Here is a 12,652-nt window from a genome sequence, read left to right as displayed (position 1 = left end):
AATCAGGCCTTGTTTTTCGCCGGTAACCGACATGTACGCTGGTGTTGCCATGGGAGGTGCTCCTTGCGGATAAAGTTAGGGTGCCCGGGAGGCGAAATCGCCCGGTGGGTGCCAAAGCTATATCAAGGAGCGTGCCAGGTTTTCCGAAGTCTCCGTGATACGGGGGTGAAACTGCTGTTTAGTGCATGTTTCAAGATGTTTCATGCCAATTTAAGGCCAAAAGTGCGCAACTTCTTGCGCAGTGGTGTGCAAGAAGTTGCGCACTTGGCTACAGGCGACGGAACCCGGGGGCTGTAGCGGAATCAGGCGGCGATTTTGCGAAACAAGTGCGCAAGAAGTTGCGCACCATGGCACATGGCTATGTCGATGCCAGACCTCTCCGTTGCAGAAATGACCAATCCATCGCCCCTTTTTGCCATTGCGTCACTGGCACGCCACCCTCCGATTCCTTGAAAGTCCCTGTCCAGAGCCCACCCCGTTGACTACCGGAAGGCCTGAGCGCGGCAAACCGTCTTATAAATGAACCACCGCCCTCAGCTATACTCCCCCGCAATTTCGATCTGGCCCTGAGGACTGACTGTGAAGAACTGGACGTTGCGCCAACGCATTTTGGCGAGCTTTGCGGTGATTATCGCCATCATGCTGTTGATGGTGGTCGTCTCGTATTCACGGTTGTTGAAGATCGAAGCCAGTGAAAACAGCGTCCGTGACGACGCGATTCCCGGCGTCTATTACAGCTCGATGATTCGTGGCGCGTGGGTCGACAGTTATCTGCAGACCCAGGAACTGTTGGGGCTCAAGGAAGGGCAGGGCATCAGCAGTGAAGATGCGGCCGATTACAAGGCTTTCGAATCCCGACTTCAGGAGCAGATGGCCAATTACCGCAACACGGTCGTTACGGACGAGGACAAGCTCGAATTCGCAGCGTTCGAGAAGTATCACGACTCCTACATGAAGATTCAGGACGCCGTGCTTGATCTGCACAAACGCAATCTTGAAGCCGAAGCCGTCAAACTGTTCAACGAGCAACTGACACCGACCTGGTACTCGGGCCGGATGAAACTCAACGACATCATCGGCGAGAACAAGCGAGTCGCCGACCAGGCCATGGCCAACATCGACGAGGCTGTGGCAGCGGCCAAAGTCAGCATGTTCGTCTCGCTGCTGGTGGCTGTGCTGGCTGCCGGCCTCTGCGGTCTGTTGCTGATGCGCGCAATCATGGCGCCGATGAACCGCATCGTGCAGATCCTCGACATCATGCGCACCGGCGACCTGAGCAGCCGCTTGAATCTCGAGCGCAAGGACGAGTTCGGCGCAGTGGAAACCGGCTTCAACGACATGATGACCGAGCTCACTTCGCTGGTGTCCCAGGCCCAGCGCTCGTCGGTGCAGGTCACCACGTCGGTGACCGAAATTGCCGCCACCTCCAAACAACAGCAGGCCACTGCCACCGAAACCGCCGCGACCACCACTGAAATCGGCGCAACGTCGCGCGAGATCGCGGCGACCTCCCGCGACCTGGTGCGCACCATGACCGAAGTCTCCACCGCCGCCGATCAGGCCTCGGTGCTGGCCGGCTCCGGGCAGCAAGGCCTGGCACGCATGGAAGACACCATGCACTCGGTGATGGGTGCGGCGGATCTGGTGAACGCCAAACTGGCGATCCTCAACGAGAAGGCCGGCAACATCAATCAGGTGGTGGTGACCATCGTCAAGGTCGCCGACCAGACCAACCTGCTGTCCCTGAACGCTGCAATCGAAGCGGAGAAGGCCGGCGAATACGGTCGTGGTTTTGCCGTGGTCGCCACCGAAGTGCGGCGTCTGGCGGACCAGACCGCTGTCGCGACTTACGACATCGAACAGATGGTCCGCGAGATCCAGTCGGCGGTGTCCGCCGGGGTGATGGGCATGGACAAGTTCTCCGAGGAAGTGCGTCGCGGCATGGCCGAAGTGCAGCAGGTCGGCGAGCAGCTGTCGCAGATCATCCATCAGGTGCAGGCGCTGGCGCCGCGGGTGTTGATGGTCAACGAAGGCATGCAGGCCCAGGCCACCGGCGCCGAACAGATCAACCATGCGCTGGTGCAGCTGGGTGATGCCAGCAGCCAGACGGTCGAGTCGTTGCGTCAGGCCAGTTTCGCCATCGACGAACTGAGCCAGGTGGCCGTGGGCCTGCGCAGCGGCGTTTCGCGATTCAAAGTCTGATGAGCGAAATCACCGCCAAACGCAGCGCTGCACCGGTGGCGAAGCAGGCGCTGTTCCTGCTGTTTCGCATCGGCAGCGAACGCTACGCCTTGCGCGCCACGGAAGTAGCCGAAGTGCTGCCGCGCCTGCCGTTGAAGCCGATTGCCCGGGCCCCGCACTGGGTGGCAGGGGTGTTCGCCTATCGCGGCACGGTGGTGCCGGTGATCGACCTCAGTGCCCTGACGTTCGGCCATCCTGCGCAAGCGCGCACCAGCACACGGCTGGTGCTGGTGCATTACCGCGCGGATGAATCGCAGCCGTCGCACTGGCTGGGCCTGATCCTCGAACAGGCCACCGACACCTTGCGTTGCAACCCGGATGATTTTCAGCCGTACGGCCTCGACAATCGTCAGGCGCCGTACCTGGGCCCGGTGCGTGAAGACGCGCAAGGGCTGGTGCAGTGGGTGCGGGTCAACGACTTGCTGGACGAGTCGGTGCGCACGCTGCTGTTCCCGTCGCCGCCGCTGGATCCGGCGCAGCTTGAGGAGCAGCCATGAGCAGTGACCAGCGCTTCTTCGATTTCCTCAAGGAACGCATCGGCCTTGACGTCGCCTCGGTCGGCCCGGCGATCATCGAGCGGGCTGTACGCCAGCGCATCACCCTGTCGCAAACGGTGAATGCCAATGAGTACTGGCAGACCTTGCTAGGCTCTCGGGATGAACAGCAGGCGTTGATCGAAGCGGTAATCGTCCCCGAAACCTGGTTTTTCCGTTACCCGGAATCTTTCGCCACACTGGGCAAACTGGCGCGCAAACGCCTGGGTGAACTGAACAACATGCGCGCGCTGCGCATCCTCAGCCTGCCGTGTTCCACCGGTGAAGAACCCTATTCGATTGCCATGGCTTTGCTCGATGCCGGCCTCAAGCCCCATCAGTTCAAGGTCGATGGCATGGACGTCAGCCCCTTGTCGGTGGACAAGGCGCGGCGGGCGCTGTACGGCAAGAACTCGTTTCGCGGTCAGGAACTGGACTTTCGCGAGCGGCATTTTTTTGCCGAGAACGAGGGCTATCGGGTGAATGAAATCGTCCGCGAGCAGGTACGCCTGCATGTCGGCAACGTGCTCGATCCGTCATTGCTGGTCAACGAGCCGCCGTTCGATTTCGTGTTCTGCCGCAACCTGCTGATCTATTTCGATCAGCCGACCCAGCAGCAGGTATTCGCGGTGCTCAAACGCCTGACCCATGTTGATGGCGTGCTGTTTATCGGCCCGGCCGAGGGCAGTCTGCTCGGGCGGTTGGGCATGCGATCGATCGGGATCCCGCAGTCGTTTGCCTTCAGCCGTCACAGCGATCCACAACCCGAACCGTTGTCGATGCCGACCGCGATTCCCGTGCCGTTGCCTGTGCGCCAACCGGTACGCAGCACGCCACCGCCGCCGGTGCGTAACCGCCCGTTTGCGGGCGTGACGCCTTTGCCCGCGACGGCTAAAAGCAACAATCCCGATGCCGCAACGCTGCTGGCCAACATCGCCGCCCTGGCCAACGAAGGCAAAAGCGCCGAGGCCCGTGCCGCATGCGAACAGTATTTGCGCAGCCACGAGCCGGTGGCCCAGGTGTTTTACTGGCTCGGCCTGCTGAGCGATGTCGCCGGCAGCGCCCTCGAAGCCCAGGGTTTTTACCGCAAGGCGCTTTACCTCGAACCGCAACACCCTGAAGCCCTGATGCACCTGGCCGCGCTGCTGCAGGCCCAGGGCGACACGGCCGGCGCCAGACGATTGCAGGAGCGCGCCGCCCGCAGCGACCGCACCGCCGACAGTGAGCGTAAACGATGATCCCGTCCGACACCTTGAATGTCACCCACGAAGACGCCCGGGCCATCGACGATTGCTGGAACCGCATCGGCATTCACGGCGACAAGTCCTGTCCGCTGCTGGACGAGCACATCCATTGCCGCAATTGCTCGGTGTATTCCGCCGCCGCCACGCGCCTGCTCGACCGCTATGCGTTGCAGCAGGACGAGCGCGATCCGGTGGCGACCCAGGTTGAAACCGAGCTGAAGACCCGTTCGCTGCTGATGTTCCGCCTTGGCGAAGAATGGCTCGGCCTGGCCACCCGCAGTCTGGTGGAGGTCGCGCCGTTGCAGGCGATTCACTCGCTGCCGCACCAGCGCTCCCGGGCCTTGCTCGGCGTGGCGAACGTGCGCGGTGCGCTGGTGGCGTGCCTGTCGCTGGTCGAACTGCTCGACCTCGACAGCAATGCGGCCCCGGCGACCGGCGCGCGGATCATGCCGCGCATGCTGATCATCGCGGCCCAGGGCGGGCCGGTGGTGGTGCCGGTGGACGAAGTCGACGGGATTCACGCCATCGACGAGCGCATCCTCGACGCCGCGTCGCGGTCCGGCGCACAGGCCAGCGCCAAATACACCCGAGGCGTGCTGCCTTTCAAAGGTCGCAGTCTGCGTTGGCTGGATGAAGAACAGCTGTTGTCCGCCGTCTCCCGGAGCCTCACATGACCCCCGAGCAAATGCGCGACGCCTCCCTGCTCGAGCTGTTCAGCCTCGAAGCCGAAGCCCAGACCCAGGTGCTCAGCGCCGGGCTACTGGCGCTGGAGCGCAACCCTACTCAGGCCGATCAGCTCGAATCGTGCATGCGCGCGGCGCACTCGTTGAAAGGCGCGGCGCGGATCGTCGGCATCGACAGCGGCGTCAGCGTCGCCCACGTGATGGAAGATTGTCTGGTCAGCGCCCAGGAAGGACGGTTGTTCCTGCGCCCGGAACATATCGACGCGCTGTTGCAGGGCACCGATTTGCTGATGCGCATTGCTACACCGGCCAACGGCCCGCAACCGGCGGACATCGAGGCTTACGTGGCGTTGATGGGCGGGTTGCTCGATCCGACGGCGCCGGCAGTGGTCCCTGCGGTTCCAAGTGCGCCACCGATGGCCGAGTTGCAGATTCAGCCACCGCCGGTGGCTGAGCCCGCGCCCGTTGAAACCCCCGCCGAGGTGGCCGAGCCGGAGCCTGCGCCCGCGCCGCGCAAGAGCAAACGCACCACTGAGGGCGGCGAGCGGGTGCTGCGGGTCACCGCCGAACGCTTGAACAGCCTGCTCGATCTGTCGAGCAAGTCCCTGGTGGAAACCCAGCGCCTCAAACCGCACCTGGCCACCATGCAGCGCCTCAAGCGCATGCAGAACAACGGCCTGCGGGCGCTGGAAAGTCTCAACGTTCATCTCAAGGAACATGCCCTGAGCCTTGAAGCTCAAGAGGCACTGGAAGACGCGCGCCGTTTGCTCGCCGAATCCCAGCAGTTGCTGGCAGAGAAAAACGCCGAGCTCGACGAGTTTGCCTGGCAAGCCAGTCAGCGCGCACAAGTGCTGTACGACACCGCCCTGGCCTGCCGCATGCGGCCATTCGCCGATGTGTTGTCGGGGCAGGTGCGGATGGTCCGCGACCTCGGTCGCAGCCTCGGTAAACAGGTGCGGTTGGAAATCGAGGGTGAGAAGACTCAGGTCGATCGCGATGTACTGGAAAAACTCGAAGCACCGCTGACGCACCTGCTGCGCAATGCAGTCGATCACGGCATTGAAACTCCGCAAGAGCGCCTGCTCAAAGGCAAGTCCGAGGAAGGGCTGATTCGTCTGCGCGCCTCGCATCAGGCCGGTCTGCTGGTGCTGGAATTGAGCGACGACGGCAACGGCGTGGATCTGGAAAAGGTCCGCCGCAGCATCGTCGAGCGCCAGTTGTCTCCAGCGGAAACCGCCGCCCAGTTGAGTGAAGAAGAACTGCTGACCTTCCTGTTTCTGCCGGGTTTCAGCCTGCGAGACAAGGTCACCGAAGTGTCCGGTCGCGGCGTCGGCCTCGATGCCGTTCAGCACATGGTCCGCCAGTTGCGCGGCGCGGTGGTGCTGGAGCAGACGGCGGGCGAGGGCAGTCGCTTCCATCTGGAAGTGCCGCTGACCCTGTCGGTGGTGCGCAGCCTGGTGGTGGAAGTCGGCGACGAGGCCTACGCCTTCCCGCTGGCGCACATCGAACGCATGTGCGATCTGGCGCCGGACGACATTGTGCAGGTCGAAGGCCGCCAGCATTTCTGGCACGAAGGTCGACATGTCGGGCTGGTTGCGGCCAGTCAGTTATTGCAGCGTCCGGCCAGCCAGAACAGCGGCGACACCTTGAAAGTCGTGGTGATCCGCGAGCGCGATGCGATCTACGGCGTGGCGGTCGAACGCTTCATCGGCGAGCGCACGCTGGTGGTGCTGCCGCTGGACGAGCGGCTGGGCAAGGTGCAGGACATTTCCGCCGGGGCCTTGCTCGACGATGGCTCGGTGGTGCTGATTGTCGACGTCGAAGACATGCTGCGTTCGGTGGACAAACTGCTCAACACCGGGCGTCTGGAGCGCATCGCACGCCACGGCAATCAGGCCGCAGAAGCCGCGCGCAAGCGGATTCTGGTGGTCGATGACTCGCTGACCGTGCGCGAACTGCAACGCAAGCTGCTGCTCAATCGCGGCTACGAAGTGGCCGTTGCGGTGGACGGCATGGACGGCTGGAACGCTCTGCGCTCAGAGGATTTCGATCTGCTGATCACCGACATCGACATGCCGCGCATGGACGGCATCGAACTGGTGTCGCTGCTGCGCCGGGACAACCGTCTGCAATCGCTGCCGGTGATGGTTGTTTCCTACAAGGATCGCGAGGAAGACCGCCGCCGTGGACTGGACGCCGGCGCCGACTATTATCTGGCCAAGGCCAGTTTTCATGACGACGCCTTGCTCGACGCGGTGGTTGAGCTCATCGGAGGAGCGCGGGCATGAAGATCGCAATTGTCAACGACATGCCTTTGGCGGTGGAGGCCCTGCGCCGCGCACTGGCCTTCGAACCGGCGCATCAGGTGGTGTGGGTCGCCGGCAACGGCGCCGAAGCGGTGCGCCTGTGCGCGCAAAACACTCCCGACCTGATCCTGATGGACCTGATCATGCCGGTGATGGATGGGGTCGAGGCCACCCGCCGGATCATGGCCGAGAGCCCTTGCGCGATCGTTATCGTCACCGTGGACCGCCAGCAGAACGTGCACCGGGTGTTTGAAGCCATGGGCCACGGCGCGCTGGACGTGGTCGACACCCCGGCCATCGGCGGCGGCAACCCTCAGGAAGCGGCGGCGCCGCTGCTGCGCAAGATCCTCAACATCGGCTGGCTGATCGGCGAGAAAACCGCCCGCGCGCGTCCCGCACCTGCGACCCCACGCAGTACCGCCTCGCGCCAGCGACTGGTGGCGATCGGCTCCTCGGCCGGTGGCCCGGCGGCGCTGGAAGTCCTGCTCAAAGGCCTGCCGCGCCACTTTTCGGCGGCCATCGTGCTGGTGCAGCATGTCGATCAGGTGTTCGCCGCCGGCATGGCCGAATGGCTGGCCGGCGCCAGCGGCCTGGACGTGCGTCTGGCCCGCGAAGGCGAACCGCCGCAGGCCGGCGCAGTGCTGCTGGCCGGCACCAACCACCATATTCGTTTGCTCAAGAACGGCACGCTGGCCTACACCGCCGAGCCGGTCAACGAGATCTATCGCCCCTCGATCGACGTGTTTTTCGAAAGCGTCGCCAACTACTGGAACGGTGACGCAGTAGGGGTTTTATTGACAGGGATGGGACGCGACGGGGCTCAAGGGCTTAAGCTCATGCGCCAACAGGGTTATCTGACCATCGCGCAGGATCAGCAAAGTAGTGCGGTGTACGGCATGCCCAAGGCTGCCGCAGCCATCGACGCGGCCGTAGAAATCCGTCCACTGGAAAAGATAGCGCCACGATTGCTGGAGATTTTCCCCAAATGAACATGTTCGTCCGCAATCCTGGCCCCCGCAGCACTCAGGTGACCGCCCATGAATGACTTACAGATCGATGACATCAAAACCGACGAGAACGCCGCCATGGTGTTGTTGGTGGACGATCAGGCGATGATCGGCGAAGCCGTGCGCCGTGGGCTGTCGAACGAAGAGAACATCGACTTCCACTTCTGCTCCGACCCGCATCTTGCTGTGGCCCACGCGGTGCGAATCAAGCCGACCGTGATCCTCCAGGATCTGGTGATGCCCGGCCTCGACGGCCTGAGTCTGGTGCGCGAATACCGCAATCACCCGGCGACCAAGGACATTCCGATCATCGTCCTGTCGACCAAGGAAGACCCGCTGATCAAAAGTGCGGCGTTCTCCGCCGGGGCCAACGATTACCTGGTGAAACTGCCGGACAACATCGAGCTGGTGGCGCGTATCCGCTATCACTCGCGCTCCTACATGACATTGCTGCAACGGGACGCGGCCTACCGCGCATTGCGGGTCAGTCAGCAGCAATTGCTCGACACCAACCTGGTGTTGCAGCGCCTGATGAACTCCGACGGCCTGACCGGGCTGTCCAACCGTCGGCACTTCGACGAATACCTGGAACTGGAATGGCGCCGCTCGCTGCGTGACCAGAGCCAGCTGTCGCTGCTGATGATCGACGTCGATTACTTCAAGTCCTACAACGACACCTTCGGCCATGTCGAGGGCGACGAAGCGCTGCGCAAGGTCGCCACGGCGATTCGCGAGGCCAGTGCCCGGCCGTCCGATCTGCCGGCGCGTTATGGCGGCGAAGAATTTGCGCTGGTGCTGCCCAACACCTCGCCGGGCGGGGCGCGACTGGTGGCGGAGAAGCTGCGCCAGACGGTTGCGGCGCTGAAAATTCCGCACAATGCCCCGGCCGAAGGCTCGAGCCTGACCATCAGCATCGGTCTGGCGACCATGGTGCCGGAGTCGGGCAGCGACTGCCGGTTGCTGATCTCGGCGGCGGATCGCGGCCTGTACCTGGCCAAGAACAACGGGCGCAATCAGGTGGGGATCGAATGAACCATTGAGTTCATTCGCCTCAAGAGCCGCCAGACGGGCTGCCGTGACAGCGTGATTACGTTATACTCGCCGGCTTTCAAAAGTTCGCCAACGAGTGCTGCCCGTCATGGAAATCAACCCGATCCTGAACACCATCAAGGACCTGTCCGAGCGCTCCGAATCTATTCGGGGGTATCTTTGACTACGATCAAAAGCATGAGCGTCTGATCGAAGTCAATCGCGAGCTTGAAGATCCTGCAGTCTGGAACAAACCTGAATACGCCCAGGAACTGGGCCGCGAGCGCTCGACGCTGGCGCAGATCGTCGACACCCTGGACGAGCTGGCCACCGGCCTGGCCGATTCCCGCGAGCTGCTCGACATGGCCGTTGAAGAGAACGACGAAGGCGCCGTGAATGACGTCGTCGAAGTCCTCCAGGGTCTCGAAGAGTCCCTGGCCAAACTGGAATTCCGTCGCATGTTCAGCGGCGAGATGGACCCGAACAACGCCTACCTGGACATCCAGGCCGGTTCCGGCGGCACCGAAGCCCAGGACTGGGCCAACATCCTGCTGCGCATGTACCTGCGCTGGGCCGACAAACGCGGTTTCGACGCGACCATCATGGAGCTGTCGGCCGGTGAAGTCGCCGGGATCAAAGGCGCCACCGTGCACATCAAGGGCGAATACGCCTTCGGCTGGCTGCGAACCGAGATCGGCGTGCACCGTCTGGTGCGCAAGAGCCCGTTCGACTCCGGCAACCGTCGCCACACCTCGTTTTCCGCGGTTTTCGTCTCGCCAGAGATCGACGACAAGGTGGAAATCGAAATCAACCCGGCAGACCTGCGGATCGACACCTATCGTTCCTCCGGTGCCGGTGGTCAGCACGTAAACACCACCGACTCGGCCGTACGTATCACCCACGTACCGACCAACACCGTGGTGAGCTGCCAGAACGAACGTTCCCAGCACGCCAACAAGGACACCGCCATGAAAATGCTGCGGGCCAAGTTGTACGAGCAGGAAATGCAGAAGCGCACCGCCGCGTCCCAGGCGCTGGAAGACACCAAGTCGGACATCGGCTGGGGTCACCAGATCCGTTCGTACGTGCTCGATGCCTCGCGGATCAAGGATCTGCGTACCAACATCGAACGCAGCGACTGCGACAAGGTGCTCGACGGCGACATCGACGAATACCTGGAAGCCAGCCTGAAATCGGGCCTGTAAGCTTTCACCCGACCTCAAGTCCCCCGTCACCGGCGGGGGCAACGAACCTGTGATGGAATATTTAAAGACATGAGCGACCAACAACTCGACCAGGCCCTGCAACAGGAAGAAAACTCCCTGATCGCCCTGCGCAAGGAAAAGCTTGCTGCCGAGCGCGCCAAGGGCAATGCCTTCCCGAACGACTTCCGCCGCGACAACTACTGCGATGCGTTGCAAAAGCAGTACGCGGACAAGACCAAGGAAGAGCTGGCAGAGGCTGCGATCCCGGTCAAGGTTGCAGGTCGCATCATGCTCAACCGTGGCTCGTTCATGGTGATCCAGGACATGACCGGTCGCATCCAGGTCTACGTCAACCGCAAAACCTTGTCTGAAGAAACCCTGGCCGCGGTGAAAACCTGGGACATGGGCGACATCATCGCCGCCGAAGGCACCCTGGCCCGTTCCGGCAAGGGCGACCTGTACGTCGAGATGACCAGCGTGCGCCTGCTGACCAAATCCCTGCGCCCGCTGCCGGACAAGCACCACGGCCTGACCGACACCGAACAGCGCTACCGTCAGCGCTACGTTGACCTGATCGTCAACGAAGACGTGCGTCAGACCTTCCGCGTCCGTTCGCAAGTGATCGCGCACATCCGCAGCTTCCTGATGAAGCGCGACTTCCTCGAAGTCGAAACGCCGATGCTGCAGACCATTCCTGGCGGCGCCGCGGCCAAGCCGTTCGAAACCCACCACAACGCGCTGGACATGGAAATGTTCCTGCGTATCGCGCCAGAGCTGTACCTCAAGCGTCTAGTGGTTGGCGGTTTCGAGAAAGTGTTCGAGATCAACCGCAACTTCCGTAACGAAGGCGTTTCGACTCGTCACAACCCTGAATTCACCATGTTGGAGTTCTACCAGGCTTACGCCGACTACGAAGACAACATGGACCTGACCGAAGAACTGTTCCGCGAGCTGGCGCAGCTGGTTCTGGGCAGCACCGATGTGCCATACGGCGACAAGGTGTTCCACTTCGGCGAGCCGTTCGTACGCCTGTCGGTGTTCGACTCGATCCTCAAGTACAACCCCGAGCTGACCGCCGATGACCTGAACGACATCGACAAGGCTCGCGCCATCGCCAAGAAGGCCGGCGCCAAGGTGCTGGGCTTCGAAGGTCTGGGCAAGCTGCAGGTGATGATTTTCGAAGAGCTGGTCGAGCACAAGCTGGAGCAGCCGCACTTCATCACCCAGTACCCGTTCGAAGTGTCGCCGCTGGCCCGTCGCAACGACGAGAACCCGAACGTCACCGACCGCTTCGAGCTGTTCATCGGTGGCCGTGAAATCGCCAACGCCTACTCCGAGCTCAACGATGCGGAAGACCAGGCCGAGCGTTTCATGGCGCAGGTGGCCGACAAGGACGCCGGCGACGACGAAGCCATGCACTACGACGCCGACTTCGTTCGCGCGCTGGAGTACGGCATGCCGCCAACGGCCGGTGAAGGTATCGGCATCGACCGTCTGGTGATGCTGCTGACCAACTCCCCGTCGATCCGCGACGTGATCCTGTTCCCGCACATGCGGCCGCAAGCGTAATTGTTTCAATAAAAAAGCCGCCTGAAATGGGCGGCTTTTTATTGCCTGTCTGGTACAAACGTATCAAATGGTTAATTTTGAAGAAAACAACAGAGGTATGCCTGTCGTGATCGGTGCAATGGCTCAAGAGGGTGCAGCGGGAATCGCCACTGCGGTCGCTGAAAGTGTTCAGTACCAGGGCCGCAAGGCCAGCCGGCAGGGCAGTGAACAGCGTCGACAGGACATTCTCGATGCGGCGATGCGCATCGTCGTGCGCGACGGCGTGCGCGCTGTGCGTCACCGGGCGGTGGCGGCCGAGGCCGGAGTGCCGCTGTCGGCCACCACGTATTACTTCAAGGACATCGATGACCTGCTCACCGATACCTTCGCCCAATACGTCGAACGCAGCGCGGCCTACATGGCCAAGCTGTGGATCAACAACGAAGGCCTGCTGCGCGAAATGGTGGTCAGCGGTGACGGCAGCCCGGAGTCGCGCTCGCAACTGGCTGACGATATCGCCCGGTTGATGGCCGACTACGTGCATCGGCAACTGGTCAACCGTCGCGAGCATTTGATGGCGGAACAGGCGTTCCGCCAGGAAGCATTGCTGAACCCGCGTCTGGCGGAGCTTGTGCGTTCCCATCAGCAGATTCTGCTGCAGGGCACCTGCCAGTTGTTCCAGGTATTGGGCTCGCGCGAGCCGCAGCAGGATGCCAAGGTGTTGACGGCGATTATCGGACGGATGGAATATCAGGGCCTGCTCAACGACGCCGAGCCTTTGGCCGAAGAGGACATGCTCGGCATTCTGACGCGCTATATGCACCTGGTACTCGCGTCGGTGTAACGCAATCCCCTG

Annotated in this window: 10 protein-coding genes; all 10 read left to right on the top strand. The window is 62.3% G+C overall.

Annotated elements, in window-relative coordinates; all coding sequences use genetic code 11:
- Positions 1–579 precede the first annotated feature (579 nt).
- The 10 genes from AC1MDC_RS25140 (at position 580) to AC1MDC_RS25095 (ending at position 12,640) form a co-directional block, all read left to right on the top strand.
- Positions 580–2,202, top strand: coding sequence for a methyl-accepting chemotaxis protein (locus AC1MDC_RS25140; RefSeq protein WP_085697292.1), 1,623 nt, complete (start codon positions 580–582; stop codon positions 2,200–2,202).
- Complete coding sequence (locus AC1MDC_RS25135) at positions 2,202–2,738, top strand: chemotaxis protein CheW (protein WP_085697293.1); 537 nt, start codon at positions 2,202–2,204, stop codon at positions 2,736–2,738. The genes AC1MDC_RS25140 and AC1MDC_RS25135 overlap by 1 nt, the downstream gene beginning before the upstream one ends.
- The gene (locus AC1MDC_RS25130) at positions 2,735–4,012 is read left to right on the top strand and encodes a CheR family methyltransferase (RefSeq protein WP_480393888.1); all 1,278 of its coding nucleotides are present in this window, start codon (positions 2,735–2,737) and stop codon (positions 4,010–4,012) included. The genes AC1MDC_RS25135 and AC1MDC_RS25130 overlap by 4 nt, the downstream gene beginning before the upstream one ends.
- Positions 4,009–4,692 (top strand): chemotaxis protein CheW, encoded by a 684-nt coding sequence (locus AC1MDC_RS25125; protein WP_085697295.1) that lies wholly within the window; start codon positions 4,009–4,011, stop codon positions 4,690–4,692. The genes AC1MDC_RS25130 and AC1MDC_RS25125 overlap by 4 nt, the downstream gene beginning before the upstream one ends.
- Positions 4,689–6,989 carry a response regulator gene (locus tag AC1MDC_RS25120; protein WP_480393887.1) on the top strand — a complete coding sequence of 767 codons (2,301 nt, stop codon included), beginning with the start codon at positions 4,689–4,691 and terminating at the stop codon, positions 6,987–6,989. Before AC1MDC_RS25125 ends, AC1MDC_RS25120 begins: the two co-directional genes overlap by 4 nt.
- Complete coding sequence (cheB, locus tag AC1MDC_RS25115) at positions 6,986–7,996, top strand: chemotaxis-specific protein-glutamate methyltransferase CheB (protein ID WP_480393886.1); 1,011 nt, start codon at positions 6,986–6,988, stop codon at positions 7,994–7,996. The genes AC1MDC_RS25120 and cheB overlap by 4 nt, the downstream gene beginning before the upstream one ends.
- 48 nt (positions 7,997–8,044) lie before the next feature.
- Entirely contained in the window at positions 8,045–9,046 is a 1,002-nt protein-coding gene (locus tag AC1MDC_RS25110; protein WP_011332645.1) for a response regulator, read from the top strand.
- A 106-nt stretch (positions 9,047–9,152) separates the two neighbouring features.
- Positions 9,153–10,248, top strand: a protein-coding gene (gene prfB / locus AC1MDC_RS25105) for a peptide chain release factor 2 (protein WP_139832565.1) whose coding sequence is annotated in 2 segments (ribosomal slippage) — positions 9,153–9,224 and positions 9,226–10,248 — 1,095 coding nt in all. Because the reading frame shifts where the segments join, the coding sequence is not laid out codon by codon here.
- 69 nt (positions 10,249–10,317) lie between these two features.
- Complete coding sequence (gene lysS, locus AC1MDC_RS25100; protein WP_234204560.1) at positions 10,318–11,817, top strand: lysine--tRNA ligase; 1,500 nt, start codon at positions 10,318–10,320, stop codon at positions 11,815–11,817.
- Positions 11,818–11,935: 118 nt separating this feature from the next.
- The gene (locus AC1MDC_RS25095; RefSeq protein ID WP_011332647.1) at positions 11,936–12,640 is read left to right on the top strand and encodes a TetR/AcrR family transcriptional regulator; all 705 of its coding nucleotides are present in this window, start codon (positions 11,936–11,938) and stop codon (positions 12,638–12,640) included.
- The last annotated feature ends 12 nt before the right edge of the window (positions 12,641–12,652 follow it).

Source organism: Pseudomonas sp. 1, assembly GCF_056626735.1.
Note: the sequence above shows the minus strand (reverse complement) of the source record. Positions and strands in the feature narration are given on the sequence as shown.

Bases quoted from the DNA above. Each gene is read 5' to 3' on its own strand.
- AC1MDC_RS25135 (WP_085697293.1), top strand. From the start codon at position 2,202: ATGAGCGAAATCACCGCCAAACGCAGCGCTGCACCGGTGGCGAAGCAG.
- AC1MDC_RS25130 (WP_480393888.1), top strand. From the start codon at position 2,735: ATGAGCAGTGACCAGCGCTTCTTCGATTTCCTCAAGGAACGCATCGGC.
- AC1MDC_RS25125 (WP_085697295.1), top strand. From the start codon at position 4,009: ATGATCCCGTCCGACACCTTGAATGTCACCCACGAAGACGCCCGGGCC.
- AC1MDC_RS25120 (WP_480393887.1), top strand. From the start codon at position 4,689: ATGACCCCCGAGCAAATGCGCGACGCCTCCCTGCTCGAGCTGTTCAGC.
- cheB (WP_480393886.1), top strand. From the start codon at position 6,986: ATGAAGATCGCAATTGTCAACGACATGCCTTTGGCGGTGGAGGCCCTG.
- AC1MDC_RS25110 (WP_011332645.1), top strand. From the start codon at position 8,045: ATGAATGACTTACAGATCGATGACATCAAAACCGACGAGAACGCCGCC.
- lysS (WP_234204560.1), top strand. From the start codon at position 10,318: ATGAGCGACCAACAACTCGACCAGGCCCTGCAACAGGAAGAAAACTCC.
- AC1MDC_RS25095 (WP_011332647.1), top strand. From the start codon at position 11,936: ATGGCTCAAGAGGGTGCAGCGGGAATCGCCACTGCGGTCGCTGAAAGT.